At 66.8% G+C, this 15,141-nt stretch carries 16 protein-coding genes; 10 read left to right on the top strand and 6 right to left on the bottom strand.

The window, feature by feature from the left end; genetic code table 11:
- The first annotated feature begins 3 nt into the window (after positions 1-3).
- Genes CLV78_RS02045 through CLV78_RS02065 form a run of 5 tightly spaced genes read left to right on the top strand, consistent with a single transcriptional unit; the run spans position 4 to position 4,213 of the window.
- Positions 4-1,011, top strand: coding sequence for a formamidase (locus CLV78_RS02045; protein WP_106203099.1), 1,008 nt, complete (start codon positions 4-6; stop codon positions 1,009-1,011).
- Positions 1,011-1,691: a biuret amidohydrolase gene (biuH, locus tag CLV78_RS02050; RefSeq protein WP_106203100.1), complete on the top strand. Its 681-nt coding sequence runs from the start codon at positions 1,011-1,013 to the stop codon at positions 1,689-1,691. The genes CLV78_RS02045 and biuH overlap by 1 nt, the downstream gene beginning before the upstream one ends.
- A complete protein-coding gene (locus CLV78_RS02055) occupies positions 1,688-3,220 on the top strand; it encodes an ABC transporter ATP-binding protein (RefSeq protein WP_106203101.1) in 1,533 nt (510 codons plus the stop codon). Before biuH ends, CLV78_RS02055 begins: the two co-directional genes overlap by 4 nt.
- Positions 3,220-3,885 carry a cysteine hydrolase family protein gene (locus CLV78_RS02060; RefSeq protein ID WP_106203102.1) on the top strand — a complete coding sequence of 222 codons (666 nt, stop codon included), beginning with the start codon at positions 3,220-3,222 and terminating at the stop codon, positions 3,883-3,885. Before CLV78_RS02055 ends, CLV78_RS02060 begins: the two co-directional genes overlap by 1 nt.
- Positions 3,878-4,213 carry a cupin domain-containing protein gene (locus tag CLV78_RS02065; RefSeq protein WP_106203103.1) on the top strand — a complete coding sequence of 112 codons (336 nt, stop codon included), beginning with the start codon at positions 3,878-3,880 and terminating at the stop codon, positions 4,211-4,213. The genes CLV78_RS02060 and CLV78_RS02065 overlap by 8 nt, the downstream gene beginning before the upstream one ends.
- Positions 4,214-4,264: 51 nt before the next feature.
- Here the strand turns inward: CLV78_RS02065 and CLV78_RS02070 are convergent, their stop codons facing one another.
- Positions 4,265-4,951 carry a fumarylacetoacetate hydrolase family protein gene (locus CLV78_RS02070; RefSeq protein ID WP_106203104.1) on the bottom strand — a complete coding sequence of 229 codons (687 nt, stop codon included), beginning with the start codon at positions 4,949-4,951 and terminating at the stop codon, positions 4,265-4,267.
- Between the two features lie 595 nt (positions 4,952-5,546).
- Here CLV78_RS02070 and CLV78_RS02075 point away from each other — a divergent pair.
- The gene (locus tag CLV78_RS02075) at positions 5,547-7,259 is read left to right on the top strand and encodes a thiamine pyrophosphate-binding protein (protein WP_106203105.1); all 1,713 of its coding nucleotides are present in this window, start codon (positions 5,547-5,549) and stop codon (positions 7,257-7,259) included.
- 4 nt (positions 7,260-7,263) lie between these two features.
- Positions 7,264-7,614 (top strand): NIPSNAP family protein, encoded by a 351-nt coding sequence (locus CLV78_RS02080; protein WP_106203106.1) that lies wholly within the window; start codon positions 7,264-7,266, stop codon positions 7,612-7,614.
- A 620-nt stretch (positions 7,615-8,234) separates the two neighbouring features.
- Here CLV78_RS02080 and CLV78_RS02085 read toward each other — a convergent pair.
- Positions 8,235-8,996, bottom strand: coding sequence for a helix-turn-helix transcriptional regulator (locus CLV78_RS02085; RefSeq protein ID WP_106203107.1), 762 nt, complete (start codon positions 8,994-8,996; stop codon positions 8,235-8,237).
- 107 nt (positions 8,997-9,103) lie between these two features.
- Between CLV78_RS02085 and CLV78_RS02090 the strand changes: the two genes are divergently transcribed.
- From CLV78_RS02090 to CLV78_RS02100, 3 genes are all read left to right on the top strand, one after another.
- Complete coding sequence (locus CLV78_RS02090) at positions 9,104-9,640, top strand: peroxiredoxin-like family protein (RefSeq protein ID WP_106203108.1); 537 nt, start codon at positions 9,104-9,106, stop codon at positions 9,638-9,640.
- Positions 9,641-9,868: 228 nt separating this feature from the next.
- The gene (locus CLV78_RS02095; RefSeq protein ID WP_106203109.1) at positions 9,869-10,357 is read left to right on the top strand and encodes a peptidase associated/transthyretin-like domain-containing protein; all 489 of its coding nucleotides are present in this window, start codon (positions 9,869-9,871) and stop codon (positions 10,355-10,357) included.
- A gap of 18 nt (positions 10,358-10,375) precedes the next feature.
- Positions 10,376-10,990, top strand: coding sequence for a ferric reductase-like transmembrane domain-containing protein (locus CLV78_RS02100; RefSeq protein ID WP_106203110.1), 615 nt, complete (start codon positions 10,376-10,378; stop codon positions 10,988-10,990).
- Between the two features lie 199 nt (positions 10,991-11,189).
- On the opposite strand, the gene nagA is transcribed toward CLV78_RS02100, so the two are convergent.
- The 4 genes from nagA to CLV78_RS02120 are packed head-to-tail and all read right to left on the bottom strand — an operon-like array spanning position 11,190 to position 15,008.
- Positions 11,190-12,347, bottom strand: coding sequence for an N-acetylglucosamine-6-phosphate deacetylase (gene nagA / locus CLV78_RS02105; protein WP_106203111.1), 1,158 nt, complete (start codon positions 12,345-12,347; stop codon positions 11,190-11,192).
- Entirely contained in the window at positions 12,344-13,372 is a 1,029-nt protein-coding gene (locus CLV78_RS02110) for an SIS domain-containing protein (RefSeq protein ID WP_106203112.1), read from the bottom strand. Before CLV78_RS02110 ends, nagA begins: the two co-directional genes overlap by 4 nt.
- Before the next feature lie 8 nt (positions 13,373-13,380).
- Positions 13,381-14,145 carry a GntR family transcriptional regulator gene (locus CLV78_RS02115; RefSeq protein WP_106203113.1) on the bottom strand — a complete coding sequence of 255 codons (765 nt, stop codon included), beginning with the start codon at positions 14,143-14,145 and terminating at the stop codon, positions 13,381-13,383.
- Entirely contained in the window at positions 14,142-15,008 is an 867-nt protein-coding gene (locus CLV78_RS02120) for a glucosamine kinase nucleotide-binding domain-containing protein (protein WP_106203114.1), read from the bottom strand. The genes CLV78_RS02115 and CLV78_RS02120 overlap by 4 nt, the downstream gene beginning before the upstream one ends.
- Between the last annotated feature and the right edge of the window lie 133 nt (positions 15,009-15,141).

Here is a 15,141-nt window from a genome sequence, read left to right on the forward strand (position 1 = left end):
AAGATGAACGGCCTAGGCGGTCTGAACAAATCGGAAAACGGCCTGGTAATCGGCCTTGTGCAGTTGCAGCTGCCGGTGGTGGAAACCAAAGCCCAGCTGACCGCGCAGACCGCCCGTGTGGTCGAGCTGGTGGCCAAGGCGCGGCGCAACCTTGCCACGATGGATCTGGTGGTGTTCCCGGAATACATGCTGCACGGCCTGTCGATGGACACCAACCCCGAGATCATGTGCTCCATGGACGGCGCGGAGGTGGCGGCGCTGAAACAGGCCTGTATCGACAACGCGATCTGGGGCTGTTTCTCGATCATGGAGGCCAATCCCGGCGGCAATCCCTACAACACCGGCCTGATCATCGACGACACCGGCGAGGTGCAGCTCTACTACCGCAAGATGCACCCCTGGGTGCCGGTCGAGCCGTGGGAGCCGGGGGACACCGGCATTCCGGTCTGCACCGGCCCCGGCGGTGCGAAGATCGGGCTGATCATCTGCCACGACGGCATGTTCCCGGAAATGGCGCGCGAGGCGGCCTACAAGGGGGCGGAGATCATGATCCGCACCGCAGGCTACACGGCGCCGATCCGGGAGGCATGGCGTTTCACCAACCGCGCCAACAGCTTCTGCAACCTGATGGTCACGGCAAATGTCTGCATGTGCGGATCGGACGGCACGTTCGACAGCATGGGCGAGGGCATGATCGTGGACTTCGATGGCAGCGTCCTGGCACACGGGCAGACCGGCCGCCCCGACGAGATCATAACCGCGGAGGTGCGCCCCGATCTGGTGCGGGAAGCGCGGCTCGGCTGGGGCGTCGAGAACAACCCGTACCAGTTTGGTCACCGCGGCTATGTCGCCGTGAAGGGTGGGGCGCAGGACTGCCCCTATACCTACATGACCGACCTCGCGGCGGGCGCCTACCGCGTGCCATGGGAGGACGATGTCGCCGTGACCGACGGCACGGTCTGCGGCTTCCCCGCGCCATCCCGAAGCTTCGGTGAAAAGGACCCCAGCTGATGCCAACGATCGACAGTCACCCCTATGCCTGGCCATACAACGGCGATCTGCGGCCCGGCAACACCGCCCTGATCGTGATCGACATGCAGACCGATTTCTGCGGTACCGGCGGCTATGTGGATGCGATGGGCTATGACCTGTCGCTGACACAAGCTCCCATCGCGCCGATCAAGGCCCTGATGGCGGGTATGCGTGCGAAGGGCTACCACATCATCCACACTCGCGAAGGGCACCGGCCCGACCTTTCCGATCTGCCCGCGAACAAGCGCTGGCGCAGTCAACAGATCGGCGCGGGCATCGGCGATCCCGGCCCCTGCGGCAAGATCCTTGTGCGCGGAGAACCCGGCTGGGACATCATCCCGGAGCTGTATCCGCTGCCCGGAGAGGTCATCATCGACAAGCCCGGGAAGGGCAGTTTCTGCGCTACGGACCTGGAGCTGATCCTGCGCATGCGGGGGATCGAGAACCTGATCCTGACCGGGATCACCACCGACGTCTGTGTCTCCACCACCATGCGCGAAGCCAATGACCGGGGTTTCGAATGCGTGATCGCGGAGGATTGCTGCGGTGCCACCGATCCCGGAAACCATGCCGCCGCCATCAAGATGGTGACCATGCAGGGCGGCGTCTTTGGCGCGGTGAGCGACAGCGCCAGCCTGATCGCCGGGTTGCCGGGATGACCCGCACGCTGACGACAGAGGCCGGGGCGATCAGCGTCGAGGCGTTGCACATGACCATGCGGTTCGGGGAGTTCACCGCGCTCGACGACGTCTCGATCAACATCCAGGCGGGGTCGTTTCACGCGCTGCTGGGCGAAAACGGCGCCGGAAAGTCGACGCTGGTGAAGTGTATCATGGGCTTTTACCACGCCACCGCGGGAGAACTGCTGGTTGCTGGCCGCGAAGCCTTCATGACCGATCCGAAGATCGCACAGTCGCTGGGGCTCGGCATGGTGTACCAGCATTTCACGCTGGTCCCGTCGCTGACGGCGGCGGAAAACCTGGTGATCAGCCGCGCCGACGCGCCCGGCGTGATCAACTGGCGCCGCGAGCGGGAGAAGCTCGCGCAGTTCATGGCGACGATGCCGTTCTCGGTTCCGCTGGATCTGCCGGTCAGCCGGCTCGCCGCGGGCGAGAAACAGAAGCTGGAGATCCTCAAGCAACTTTATCTCGGCAACCGGTTCCTCATCCTCGACGAGCCGACGTCGGTGCTGACCCCGGCGGAAGCCGACGAGGTGCTGGGCCATGTCCGCGCCCTGACCCGGGCCGGCGAGATCACCGTGCTGATGATCACCCACAAGTTCCGCGAGGTCACCGCCTTTGCCGACGAGGTGTCGATCCTGCGGCGCGGGCGCTACGTGGGCGGTGGCAAGGTCGGCGAGATGTCGGTCGAGGAGATGAGCCGCGCCATGATGGGCACGGCCCCGGAGGTCAGCAAGCGGCCCCGTGCGGCGACCAACGGGCGGGAGATCATGCGCCTGAGCGGTGTGGAGGCACAGGACCGCACCGGCCTGAAGACCATACGGATCGACGAGATCAGCCTGAAGTCGGGTGAGATCCTCGGGGTCGCCGGGATCTCCGGCAACGGGCAGATGGAGTTGATGGAGGTCCTGACCGGGCAACGCCGCATGACCGGCGGCGAGATCACGGTGAACGGCCAGCCCTTCGCCGCAACACGCGCCGAGGCCAGGGCGCACAAGCTGCGCTACCTGCCTGAGGAGCCGCTGCGCAATGCCTGCGCCCCGCGGATGAGCGTAGCGGAGAACCTTGCCTTCCGGACCTTCGACACGGGCGGGAACGGGCGCACCCGCTTCTGGAAGGACGACCGTGCCATTGCGCGCAACGCGTCCACGCTGATCGAGGATTTCAAGGTCAAGACATCCTCGCCCGCGGCCCGGATCGCGTCGCTCTCGGGCGGCAATGTCCAGCGCGCGGTGCTGGGCCGGGAACTGACGGGCGAGGTGGACGCGCTGATCGTGTCCAACCCGTGCTTCGGGCTGGACTTCGCCGCCGTCTCCTCGATCCGCGACCGGTTGGTCGAGGCCCGCAACAACGGCACGGCGATCCTGCTGATCAGCGAGGATCTCGACGAGATCATGGAGCTTTCCGACCGGATCCTCGTGATGTCCGAGGGGCGGGTGGCCTTCGAGACGCCGATCGCATCCGCGGATGTCTCCGAGATCGGGCAACACATGGCGGGGCATGGCTGATGGCACGGATCCCGGCACAGCCCTTCGACTTCGCCATCGACCCGGCGCAGGTCGCGCTGGTGGTGATCGACATGCAGCGCGATTTCGTGGAACCGGGCGGCTTCGGCGCCAGCCTTGGCAACGACGTGGCGCCCCTTCAGGCCATCATTCCGACGGTTCGGCGGCTGCTCGACGGGTTCCGGGCCGCGGGGCTGCCGGTTTACCACACGCGGGAATGCCACCGGGCGGATCTTTCGGACTGCCCGCCCTCCAAGCGCTTGCGTGGTGACCCGGCGTTGCGGATCGGCGACGACGGACCGATGGGCCGTATCCTGATCGCCGGTGCCCCCGGCGCCGAAATCGTACCGGAACTGGCGCCGCTGCCGGGCGAAGTGGTGATCGACAAGCCGGGCAAGGGGGCGTTTTACGCGACCGGCCTGTCCGAGGTGCTGGCCACCCGGAAAATCCGCCAACTGGTCGTGGCGGGTGTCACCACAGAGGTCTGCGTGCAGACGACCATGCGGGAGGCCAACGACAGGGGGTTCGACTGCATTCTCGCGACCGACGCGACCGAGAGCTATTTCCCCGCCTTCAAGGCGGCGGCCATCGACATGATCACCGCACAGGGCGGGATCGTCGGATGGGCCGCGCCGACCGACGCGATCCTGGGAGGGTTGGATGGCTGAGAGCATGAGCATCGCGGAGCTGCTGCCAGAGGGCTGGGCCTCCCTGGAGTTCGAGCCGTTCAGTGACGGGGTCGAGATCTGTCGCCTGTTCAGTGGCGGGCCCGACGTAGCGCTCTTGCGGTACTGCGAGGGCGCGTCGGTGCGGCGGCACCGTCACACGGGACTGGAAACCATCCTTGTCCTCTCCGGCAGCCAGAGCGACGAGCGCGGGACCTACCCGGCCGGGTCGATCGTTTTCAATCCGGTGGGCACCGACCACAGGGTCTGGTCGACCGATGGGTGTACCGTGTTGATCCAGTGGGAAAAACCGGTCGAGTTTCTCGAATAGGTGGACACGGTGTGCTGATCGGTGCCGCCGGGTTTGCCCGGGTGACCGGGATCAGGTCACCCGGACCGCGAGCGTCCCGAGGCCGTCCACTGAGGCCTCCAGCCTGTCACCGCGCGCCACCGGCCCCACGCCTGACGGGGTGCCGGAGAGGATCACGTCGCCAGCCGCCAGCTCGAAGTAGGTCGACAGGTAGGAGATCATTTCCGCCACTTTCCAGATCATCTGGTTCAGGTTGCCCTTTTGGCGGAGCTCCCCGTTCACCTTCAACTGCACCGCGCCGGTGTCGGGATGACCGACCGAGTCCACGGTATGGATCGGACCAACCGGCGCGGAGCGTTCGAACGCCTTGCCGATTTCCCACGGTCGTCCCATTTTCTTCATCTGCCCCTGAAGATCGCGTCGCGTCATATCCAGCGCCACGCCATAGCCATAAACGTGGTCCAGCGCCCGACCCTGCGGGATGTCGCGCCCACCGGAGTGCAGCGCCACCAGCATCTCGACCTCGTGATGGACATCGCTCGATTGCGGCGGGTAGGGGAAGTCTCCTGACGGATCGAGGTTGTCGGGGTTTTTCTGGAAGAAGAACGGCGGTTCCCGGTCGGGGTCATGGCCCATCTCGATGGCGTGGGCGGCATAGTTGCGGCCGATGCAATAGACGCGGCGCACCGGAAAGGTGGCCTTGGTTCCCACCACGGGCAGGCCCACGACGGGCGGCAGATCTATCACGTGGGGCGTCATGGCGGTCTCCGTGGATGGGGTCGGGGGCGTATGCGGCGAGTGTGGACCAGCTTGGCGGTGTTGAGCAATCCGAAGCCTGTCAGGGGCAGGCGGTGTTGCGGAGTTGCGATCGGCCTCCTTGGCAGGCTGACCGTCGACCTGCCTTGGTTTTCCTGCGCGCGAGGCATTTTTGAAGGTGCAGGGACGGACTTCCCGGCGCTCCGTTCGTGGGCGGAGGAGGGCCGCGCTTGTTCTGCCGGGCGGCGGTTGTCGGCTCGCTGCGGCATGTAGCGCGTGCTCCCGTGGTTGTTCCTCACGGGAATGCGAAGGTTCACGCCAACACTGGTGCCGATCGCTTCGTCATCGGCTCACCGGGGCCGTGACCCTGCGACCGCCTGCGCCGTCGCGATGCCGGAACCGCTGGCGGACCGGTGAGTAGGAGTGGCGGCGGCAGCGGCCCGATGGTCGCGTTCTGCGAAGGCCGCGCGGACCGCCCGTGGGCACGGCCTGACCGTTGGATTTGTCGCCGCCACGGGCTTCCGCCGGTCGGAGTTCGCAGGTTAGGTTGCGGGCCAGATACCCGCCCGGAGAGCGGGACGATTCGGAGGCCAATCCCATGCCCAACCACGATCGAACCCCGTCGGCGCCCGGGCCGGCTGTCCGACACGGTGGACGTATCCTCGCTGACCAGCTCGCGATTCTCGGGGCGGAGAAGGTCTTCTGCGTGCCCGGGGAGAGTTTCCTCGGCCTGCTGGACGGGCTCTATGACCATCGCGACCGCATCGACGTGGTCACTTGCCGTCACGAATCCGGCGCCGCCAACATGGCCGATGCCTATGGCAAGCTGACCGGTCGGCCGGGAATCTGCGCCGTGACCCGCGGCCCCGGTGCCACCAACGCTTCCAATGGGGTACACACGGCCTTCCAGGACAGTACGCCGATGATCCTTCTGGTGGGGCAGGTCTCGCGGAAGATGATGGACCGCGAGGCCTTTCAGGAAATCGACTACCGCCGGATGTTCGGCGAGATGGCCAAGTGGATTGCGCAGATCGACGATGTCGCCCGCATCCCCGAATACCTGTCCCGTGCCTGGCACGTGGCCATGTCGGGCCGCCCGGGGCCGGTCGTGCTCGCACTTCCGGAGGATGTCCTCTCCGCCCGCGCCATGGTCGACGATGCACGGCCGGCCAGTGTTGCGCGCGGCGCGCCGGAGTCGTCCGCAATCGCGCGCCTTGGCGATATGCTGTCGGAGGCCCGGAAACCGCTGCTCGTGCTTGGCGGGCCGGGCTGGAGCGCGCAGGCCGCCCGGCTGGCCGCGGACGTCGCGGACCGGTTCGACCTGCCCGTCGCGACGACGTTCCGCTGCCAGGACTACATCGACAACGGCCATCCCAATTATGGCGGCGTCATCGGCATCGCGCCGGTGCCGGAGTTGGCCCGGAAGGTGCGCGAGGAGGTCGACCTGCTGATCACGGTCGGCAGCCGCTGGGGAGAGATGACGACCCAGGGCTATACCCTGATCGACAGTCCGGTCCCGCAGATGCGCCTGGTGCATGTCCACCCCGGCCCGGAGGAGCTGGGCCATGTCTATGCCCCGGATCTCTCCATTGCCAGCGGCGCGGAGGCATTCCTTGGCGCGATGCTGGACCTGAAGGTCGGCCATCGCGCCGATCCCGGCTGGACACGGGGGTTCCGGGCCGACTACGAGGCCTTCCTTACCCCCACACAGGTGCCCGGCGCGCTCAATATGGGAGAGGTCATCCGGCACCTTTCCAACACGCTGCCAGCGGACACGATCTATACCAATGGTGCCGGGAACTATGCCGTCTGGCTGCACAGGTTTCATTCCCACCGGGGCTACCGCACGCAACTGGCACCGACGTCTGGCTCCATGGGCTACGCGGTGCCGGCCGCCGTGGCGGCGAAACTGGTGCATCCGGATCGCAGCGTCGTTTCCGTTTCCGGCGACGGCTGTTTCCTGATGACGGCACAGGAGCTCGCCACCGCGCGCGCGCAGGGCCTCGCCATCATCTATCTCGTGGTGAACAACGGCATGTACGGCACGATCCGTATGCATCAGGAGCGCAACCATCCCGGGCGGGTGATTTCCACGGCGCTGACGAACCCCGATTTCGTTGCCTTTGCCGGGGCCTTCGGGATCCCGGGCGAGGTCGTCACCGAAACGGAGGCGTTCGCCGCCGCCCTTGACCGGGCACGCGCCTCCGACGACGGATACCTCATCGAACTCAGGGTTGATCCCGAGGCACTGACACCCACCCAATCGCTCTCTGCCGCTCGCGCGCAGGGAGAGGCTGAAAAAACAGGATAGCCGGATGATCGTCGAAGAACGGATCTACACGTTGCAGATCGGCGCCGTGCCGGAATACCTCAGGCTCTACGAGGCGGAAGGGCTTGCTATCCAGCGCCCGATCCTTGGCCGCATGGTGGGCTATTTCCGCACCGAGATCGGGCCGCAGCACCAGATCGTGCACATGTGGGCCTACAAGGATCTTGCGGAGCGGTCAGAACGCCGGGCGCGGCTGCTCGCCGATCAGCGCTGGATCGACTACGCGAAAAAGACCCGGCCGCTCCAGATAAGCCAGGAGAACAAGATACTCGTACCCGCGCCCTTCAGCCCCTGGGCGGAGGACGATCCAGCGCTCGATATGGCCACTGACCGCTGATGCCGGCGGGGGACGCCATTCCGGCCGGGGCGATCCTGCGTTTCGTGCGACGACACACTGCCGAGTCCAGAAAAGCAGAATTGAGGTAGGTCCCGCGCGAAAACGCCTTCCGACAGGATGGCGGAGCCTTTGACCGCGTACAAGCAAGGCCTCTTGCGCACCGGTCGCGCGACAGCGGTGGCAGTCGCACCGAAGCCCGTTCGAGCGAGCCCAGTGCCGGGTTCAGAGCGCATCGCCTTGCCGTTGAGCCGCGTCGAAGCACGGCCCGCTTGGGCAAACGTCAATTGCTATCGCTGCCGCGCCAACATCTGCGCGAGAGCGCGACCGGTACAGGCGGCGGTCCGATGGGGCCCGGCAATTGGCGCGCACCTTCGTTGCAGGGTGCATCCGTTCCAAACGCTGACGCCGAAACCAACCACACACGCGGATCGGCGCAAGACCGGGGGCAGTACCCTTGCCCCATCTGTTCGGAGCCCGGTCCCACCTCGCAGCGTGTTAGATTTTCTGGCCGGGTCTCCCACTGGCTTCGGCAATGGCGGCAGTCCGGTCGTTCCGCACTTCCGGAGCCATTTCGGGGCATTGTCCGGTCTCACTGGCATTGGGCCCCACGGACCGCCCTATCAGGAGACGTCCTGCAGGGTGGGGCGCTGCGGTTTGCGCATGGATATGGGGGACCGGCCGAACTGGCGTTTGAACGCCTTGGAGAACCCTTCCGGCGATCGGAAACCATAGCGGTGGGCCACACGTTCAACGCGCGCCCCGAGCGCGAGGTCCTGGCTGGCGAGCGTCAGCCGCCAGCGCCTGAGATAGGCCGCGGGCGTTTCCCCCACGCGGGCCTGGAACAACTCCATGAAGCGGCTGCGCGACAGGCCCGCCTCCCGTGCGAGATCGTCGCTGGTCCAGAGCCGCTCCGGCTGGTCATGGATGGCGACGATGCTGCGGCTCAACCGGGCGTCGGACAGGCCGGCAAGCAGGCCGGATTCGACCGATCCCGCTTCGATTTGCCCGCGCAGGATCCGGACCAGCAATACTTCGGTCAGCCGTCCGATCACGGTTTCCGACCCGCATCGCGGGCTGCGGATCTCGGTGTCGATCAGCGACAGAAGCTGCACCGTGCCTTCGTCGCCCGCGAGGTCGTGAACCATCAGGTCCGGCAACGCGAGGAATAGCGGGTTCGCCGCGCCCCCCCAATCGACACGCGCGGCGAGCAGGATGTCGCTCTCCGGGTCCTCGGGCGCCACGGGATGGGCGCCAAGGTACAGTTTGCCCGGGCCGTGCGTGGCGGGGCGGGTTGCCACGAGCGTGGCCTCGCTCAGCGGGGCAAGCCGTGCGGACACCCGGAACCGGGCCATGAGGGTCGTCAGGCGATCAAATCTCTCCATTTCGGACTTTTGGCCCGATTTTTGGATCTTTTCAAATGGAAATATCGGGCAGATTGTCCGGGACACGCACCCGATCACGCCCGTGATCCGACATCAAAGGACCTTCCATGCTGCTTCCCCGCCAGAAAACTCCCGACCTCAAGCTGCCAACACTGTCCCATGGAGACTTCGACCTCTCCGCGGACTCCTCCGAGCGCGGCACCATCATCTGTTTCTACCGGGGCTTGCATTGCCCGATCTGCGCGACCTACCTCGGCGAGTTGCAGAAGCAGACGCCCGCCTTCGCCGAACGTGGCGTGTCCACGATCGCCATCAGTTCGGATGGTCGCGACCGCGCACAGGACATGGCCGACAAGATCGGCGCCGATGGGCTACGCATTGCCTATGACCTGCCGCTGGACGTGGCGCGGGAATGGGGCCTCTATATCTCGACCTCGCGCGGCAAGACCTCCATCGGCATCGACGAACCGGCGCTCTTCTCCGAGCCGGGCCTGTTCATGGTGACGCCGCAGCAGACGCTCTACTATGGATCGGTGCAGACGATGCCCTTCTCCCGGCCGCATTTCTCCGAACTTGTCGGTGCGCTCGATTTCGCGATCAAGAACGACTATCCGGCACGCGGAGAATACACCGGCGCAGTCTGACGTCTGCGACTGGCGCTTTGCCCGGCGCCCTCGCGGTGCCGGGTCACAGGAGCGCGGAAGGGGGCGTCTTGCCCCGTCCGCGCCGCCGCTGCTCACGGAACCTTGAGAGAAATTGGCCCAGTGGCGCCTCCGCCCGGCCTCGGAATCCACCGGTGGCGTGCTATCCTCCCGACGAACAGCGCGCGACTGTCCGGTCGCGTCGCGGAGATTTTGCAAGGAGGTGCCCCAATGCCCAAGGCCGCAGTCACCCGTCGTTCACTCCTCATCTCAGGGGGCGCGGTCCTTGCGACCGGCGGCTCCGGGTTGCTGGTTCCGGCGCGGGCAAAGGGCCTTGCCCCGACGCCGTCGATGCGCGGAGGGGCCAATAACTACCGTGCCGGCGCGCCGATCGTGGACCGGATCGGCGGCGGCGGCTTCTGGATGACCGGCACCGTGCGCCGTGCCGGCGACGGGGTGCCGCTCGCCGGACAACGTATCCAGATATGGGCGCACACAACCGAAGGCCACGAGCGCGACCCGCACAGCCATGGTGCCACGCTCACCGATGGCAACGGCGTGTTCCGGCTGGAGATGCCACAGATCGTCCCGGCTTTCGGTCAGCCCCACGGGCATCTTGCCTATGACAGTGAAGAGTTCGAGACGGTTTTCCTCCGCCCGGTGATGCGCCGCTCCAGCGACACCACGCTGGAGGCGCATTTCGTCCTTCAACCCGCCTGAACCGGACATCGCTGTGGCATGATACCGGCGCGCCGGATCCTGACGTGGCTGGCGGTTGCGGTGGCTGTCGTCGTGCCGGTGGCGCTCGCGGCGACCAGCCCGCTGCTGCAATGGCGCGATCCCGTCTACATCGCGGCCGGGTTTGCGGGGATCGGCGCGATGGCGCTGCTGCTGCTTCAACCGTTGCTGGCGGGTGGGGTCCTGCCGGGGATGCGCCCCATTCAGAACCGGCGCTGGCATCGCCGGGTCGGCGTGCTGATCATTCTGGCGACTGCTGTTCACGTTGCCGGGCTATGGATGACCAGCCCGCCGGACGTGGTCGATGCCCTCTTGTTCAGATCGCCGACGCCGTTCTCCGTCTGGGGGGTGCTGGCGATGTGGGCGCTTCTTGGCGCGGCGCTTCTGGCGGGGTTGCGGCGCCGGCTGCGATGGCGGTGGCGTATCTGGCGGCTCGCCCACACGTCGCTTGCAATCGTGGTCGTCACCGGCAGCGTGGTACATGCGTTGCGGATCGAAGGGACGATGGAGACCTGGTCGAAAGCGGTGCTCTGCGGTCTGGTTCTTGCCGCGACGGCGCGGACAATGATCGCGCTGCGGATCTGGGCGGTGGGACCAGTCCAGCCGAAGGAGTGAAACGTCCTTGCTTGTGCTGGTCAGGCACCGGATAGGCGTGCTGCCTCTCGCGGTGTGTGGGTCAAGTGCGACGGATCCGGGATCAATTCGGGGTAGGGCAGCAAGGAATCCGGGCGACACCCATGCACGCCCCGCACCCGCGCGGCGTCGGGGCGACCACCCATGTGGGCGTTTTTTGTCGTCGAAAGGGGAGCCGCGCCTAGGGAGAGCTCACCTGTCCCCGCCGCCAGACCGAGAGAAGACGGCCGGTCGGGTCAAGGTGCACGAGGTCTGCCGGAGCCCCTGCCATCAGCGTGCCGATCCCGCCCGGGGCGCCAATCAGGCCCGCGGGAATGGAGGTCGCCATGGCCAGCGCCTGTGCAGGCGCGACGCCGATCGAAAGCAAGTTGCTGATGGCGGTCGGGAAGTCGAGGTCGGCTCCGGCAAGGGTGCCGTCGGCAAGCGTGAGGCGGCCGTTTTCGCGCCGGATCGTTCGCGCGTTAAGAGTGAATTCCGCCTGATCCGTGCCGGCCGGGGCCATCGCGTCTGTGACAAGGAAGATCTGTCCCGGGCCGACCTTGGCGGCAAGCGCGATCTGCACGACATCCGGGTGCACATGGACGAAATCGGCGATCAGACCGGCGGAGAAGTCGGGGCGCCGCAGCGCGGCTCCGACGACGCCGGGGTCGCGATGCCCCAGCGGGCTCATGGCATTGAACAGGTGGGTGACGCATCGCGCACCGGACTCTGCCGCGGTGCGGGCGGCTTCGAAGGTGCAATTCGAATGGCCAATCGACACAAGGATCCCGGCGTCGGCGAGGCGCCGCATCTGCGCCGGAGTGACGCTTTCCGGCGCGCAGGTGTGCAGCAGCACCGGAAGTTGCGCGGCGGCCGCGCACAGGGCGGCCTCGTCCTCATCGGTCATCGCGCGGATGAGAGACGGATCATGTGCACCCTTGCGCGCAATCGACAGGTGCGGCCCTTCGAGGTGCAGGCCGACGATCCCGGGAACACCCTGTCGGATGGCCTCCGAGGTGGCGGCAATTGCGGCGCGGGTGATCTCCGGCGTGTCGGTGATCAGCGTCGGCAGCAGGGCAGTGGTGCCAAGCGAGGCGTGGGCCTCCGCCATGGTGCGCAGCGTCTCGACCGTCGGGGCGTCGTTGAACATCACCCCGCCGCCGCCGTTGACCTGAAGGTCGATGAAGCCCGGCGCGAGCGTGCCGCCGCCGAGGTCCTCGCGCGTGTGATCCGGCGGGATCGCGTCGCAGGGAACGATCCCCTCGACGCGTCCGTCCGCGACCAGCAGGGCCGCACCATCGTGCAGCGTGCTTCCGTCGAAGATGCGGGCGCCGACGATCGCCCGGCCCGGCTGGCTCATAGCGTTTCCGTCACTTTCTTGAGGTGGCGCGGGGCGTCGGGGTCGATGCCGAGCCCGGTCGCGAACTGCTCCACCATGGCGTAGAAGGACACGATCAGGCTGATCGGATCGGTCAGCGGGTGCGCGGTGCGGACATGCTCCAGCCGGCTGGCGGTGCTGGCGCGGGCGGAGGTGACAAACACCTTCGCGCCCTTTGCGGCAAGCGCATCGGCAATGTCGGTCAGCGCGCTTTCGGCGGCGTCGGCGGCCGCGAAACACAGAACCGGGAACCCCTCGTCGACAATCGAGACCGGCCCGTGCAGGACCTCGGCGGAAGAGTAGCTTTCCGCATGAAGCTGGCAGGTTTCCTTGAACTTCAGCGCCGCCTCGTTGGAAATCGCCCAGGCCGGGCCACGCCCGAGGGTGAACAACGATTGCTCGGCTCCGATGCTCTCGGCGACCTCCGACCAGTCGGTCCGCGTCGCGCCATCGAGCAGGTCGGGCAGGCGGTGAATCGCGCGGCGCAGCGCGTCGTCCTGCTTCCATTCCGCCATCAGCATCAGCCCGGCGACGATGGAGGTCACAAAGGTCTTGGTGGCGGCGACACTGCGCTCCGGACCGGCCTGGATGTCCAGCGTATGGGCGCAAACCTCCGCCAGCGGCGAGCCGGGATTGTTGGTGATCGCCACGGTGCAGGCGCCGTCCCGCTCTGCCGTGCGCGCCAGTTCGACGATGTCGGGGCTCTTGCCGGATTGCGACACCGCGAGACAGAGCGACCGGGCGAGCTTCAGTTCCGCGCCGTAGATCGATGCGATGGACGGCCCCACAGAGGCGACCGGCACCCCCAGAATCAGCTCGGAAACATACTTGAGGTAGGTGCAGGCGTGGTCGGAGGAGCCACGGGCCACCGTCACCGCGAAAGCGGGGTCGAGGTCGCGCGCGGCGGCTGCGGCGGCCTGGACGGCCTCGGGGGCGGCCAGAAGCCGTTCGACGGCGTCCGGGATCTCCCGGATCTCGCGCCGCATCTGGGTGCCTGGAGCGTTCATCATCTGTCCTATCTGTTGGCAAGCCGCAGTTCGGCCACGAAATCGTAGGCGTCCCCGCGATAGGTTGAGCGTGTGTATTCGACGACCCGCCCGTTTTCGAGGTAGCTGGTGCGTTCGATCTTGAGCCCGGCGGAATTGGGGTCGAGGCCGAGAAGCCCGGCTTCCTCCGCGTCGAGGTTGATGGCGGAGATCTTCTGCAATGCCCGCACGGGGTGATTCCCCGCGGCCTCCAGAACCTCGTAGAGGGAGGTGTTTACCGAGGCCGGGTCCGGCAGGATGTCGAGCGGCAGGGAGGCGCGTTCGATCGCCATCGGCCGGTCGCCGGCAAGTCGCAGCCGCGCGAGGCGCGCCACGGAATCGCCCGAGGACAGCGCCAGTGCCACGACCTCCTGTGGCGACGGAAAGAAAATGCCCTTTTCGAGCCAGGTCGCCCGGGATTCAAGCCCGCGCCGTGCCATGTCCTCTGTGAAGGAGGTGAGCCGGGACAGGGATTGCTCCACCCGGCGGTTGGGCTCGGTGCCGGTGACGAAGGATCCCGCCCCCTGACGCTGGACGACGATCCCCTTCTCGACCAGTTCCTGGATTGCCTTGCGGACGGTGACGCGGGACAGGTGAGTAAGGCTGGCGAGTTCACGTTCGGGGGGCAGGGGGCCATCGTTCGGGAAGACGCCGGTGGCAATTCCCTCCTCGATCCGCTTGCGCAGGCGGACGTAGCGGGGGCCGACCATGGTCTCCATCCAGGCCCCCGGATCGAGGAATTCTGCCACGTTCATCGCGCGGTCTCCTGCTGTCTGCGGGCCAGCGCAAGCGCGCCGTCGAGGGCGGTGCCCAGCGGCGCGACCGTGTCCAGCCCGAGCCAGCGCCCATAGGCCGGGCCGAGGCCACCCGTCAGGCACAGAACCTCGTCGGTCGTCTTGCCAAGGCGGTCGAGGCCACGGCGGATATACTCCGCCCCCTCGGTCATCAGCCCTGCGGCCAACGGGTCGCCTGCCTCGGCTGCCTCAACCAGTTTCCGCGCCAGCCTGCCGTAATCCGCGGGACGTGCCCGCAGGGAGAACTGTACCACCGCGCCGGGATCGCCGCCGTGCTGGTCCAGCAGCAGTCTTGCGAAGGGGGTCATCTCGGCCAGTCCGTCGACCGCAAGCATCAGTTCCTCGAAAGAGCGGCGCATCAACCAGGCGCCGGAGGCCTGGTCGCCGATGTAGAATCCCCAGCCGCCGAGCCCGGTGATCCGGTCGCCGGCCTGCCGGCCCACGAAGGAGCCGGTGCCGATGGCCGCAACGGCACCTTCCCGGTCGCCAAGGGCGCCTGCGATCATGGTCGGGCGATCGTCGGTGACCGTGACCTGCCGGAGGGGCAGGGCGGCGGCGACGTCCGCCGCGATGGCCGGGCTCATCACCCCGGCAAGGCCGACATGGGCAGGGGCGTTTTCAAGGACCGCAACAGGGATCCCGGCGCGGTCCGCCAGTTGCGCCAGCGCAGCCGTTACCGTGGCCGTTGCGCCATCGAAATCGGTCGAGACATTCGCCGATCCCAGTTGCACCTCGTGCCGTTTCCCGTCTGCCAGAAGCGCAGCGCGGCAGGAGGTGCCGCCACCATCGACGCCAAGGAATAGGGAGGGAAAGGACTCAATCATGTAGATACCTATATAATACCTATAAGAGTCCGGGAAGCCCCTTCTTGGTGCGATTGTCGGGATTATCGGTAGGTATCGGGTCTTGAGGTTTTGCAATTGCTCGGAATCCTGCGGGTTTTCGCTCTGCCGAACC

It is taken from the genome of Aliiruegeria haliotis (genome assembly GCF_003003255.1).
In the GTDB taxonomy this organism is placed as follows: domain Bacteria; phylum Pseudomonadota; class Alphaproteobacteria; order Rhodobacterales; family Rhodobacteraceae; genus Tropicimonas; species Tropicimonas haliotis.

What these genes read in the sequence shown, in the direction of transcription:
- CLV78_RS02075 (WP_106203105.1), top strand. Translation starts at nt 5,547, where the DNA reads ATGCCCAACCACGATCGAACCCCGTCGGCGCCCGGGCCGGCTGTCCGA.
- CLV78_RS02070 (WP_106203104.1), bottom strand. Translation starts at nt 4,951, where the DNA reads ATGACGCCCCACGTGATAGATCTGCCGCCCGTCGTGGGCCTGCCCGTG.
- CLV78_RS02060 (WP_106203102.1), top strand. Translation starts at nt 3,220, where the DNA reads ATGGCACGGATCCCGGCACAGCCCTTCGACTTCGCCATCGACCCGGCG.
- CLV78_RS02065 (WP_106203103.1), top strand. Translation starts at nt 3,878, where the DNA reads ATGGCTGAGAGCATGAGCATCGCGGAGCTGCTGCCAGAGGGCTGGGCC.
- CLV78_RS02055 (WP_106203101.1), top strand. Translation starts at nt 1,688, where the DNA reads ATGACCCGCACGCTGACGACAGAGGCCGGGGCGATCAGCGTCGAGGCG.
- CLV78_RS02045 (WP_106203099.1), top strand. Translation starts at nt 4, where the DNA reads ATGAACGGCCTAGGCGGTCTGAACAAATCGGAAAACGGCCTGGTAATC.
- CLV78_RS02120 (WP_106203114.1), bottom strand. Translation starts at nt 15,008, where the DNA reads ATGATTGAGTCCTTTCCCTCCCTATTCCTTGGCGTCGATGGTGGCGGC.
- nagA (WP_106203111.1), bottom strand. Translation starts at nt 12,347, where the DNA reads ATGAGCCAGCCGGGCCGGGCGATCGTCGGCGCCCGCATCTTCGACGGA.
- CLV78_RS02095 (WP_106203109.1), top strand. Translation starts at nt 9,869, where the DNA reads ATGCCCAAGGCCGCAGTCACCCGTCGTTCACTCCTCATCTCAGGGGGC.
- biuH (WP_106203100.1), top strand. Translation starts at nt 1,011, where the DNA reads ATGCCAACGATCGACAGTCACCCCTATGCCTGGCCATACAACGGCGAT.
- CLV78_RS02090 (WP_106203108.1), top strand. Translation starts at nt 9,104, where the DNA reads ATGCTGCTTCCCCGCCAGAAAACTCCCGACCTCAAGCTGCCAACACTG.
- CLV78_RS02115 (WP_106203113.1), bottom strand. Translation starts at nt 14,145, where the DNA reads ATGAACGTGGCAGAATTCCTCGATCCGGGGGCCTGGATGGAGACCATG.
- CLV78_RS02100 (WP_106203110.1), top strand. Translation starts at nt 10,376, where the DNA reads ATGATACCGGCGCGCCGGATCCTGACGTGGCTGGCGGTTGCGGTGGCT.
- CLV78_RS02085 (WP_106203107.1), bottom strand. Translation starts at nt 8,996, where the DNA reads ATGGAGAGATTTGATCGCCTGACGACCCTCATGGCCCGGTTCCGGGTG.
- CLV78_RS02110 (WP_106203112.1), bottom strand. Translation starts at nt 13,372, where the DNA reads ATGAACGCTCCAGGCACCCAGATGCGGCGCGAGATCCGGGAGATCCCG.
- CLV78_RS02080 (WP_106203106.1), top strand. Translation starts at nt 7,264, where the DNA reads ATGATCGTCGAAGAACGGATCTACACGTTGCAGATCGGCGCCGTGCCG.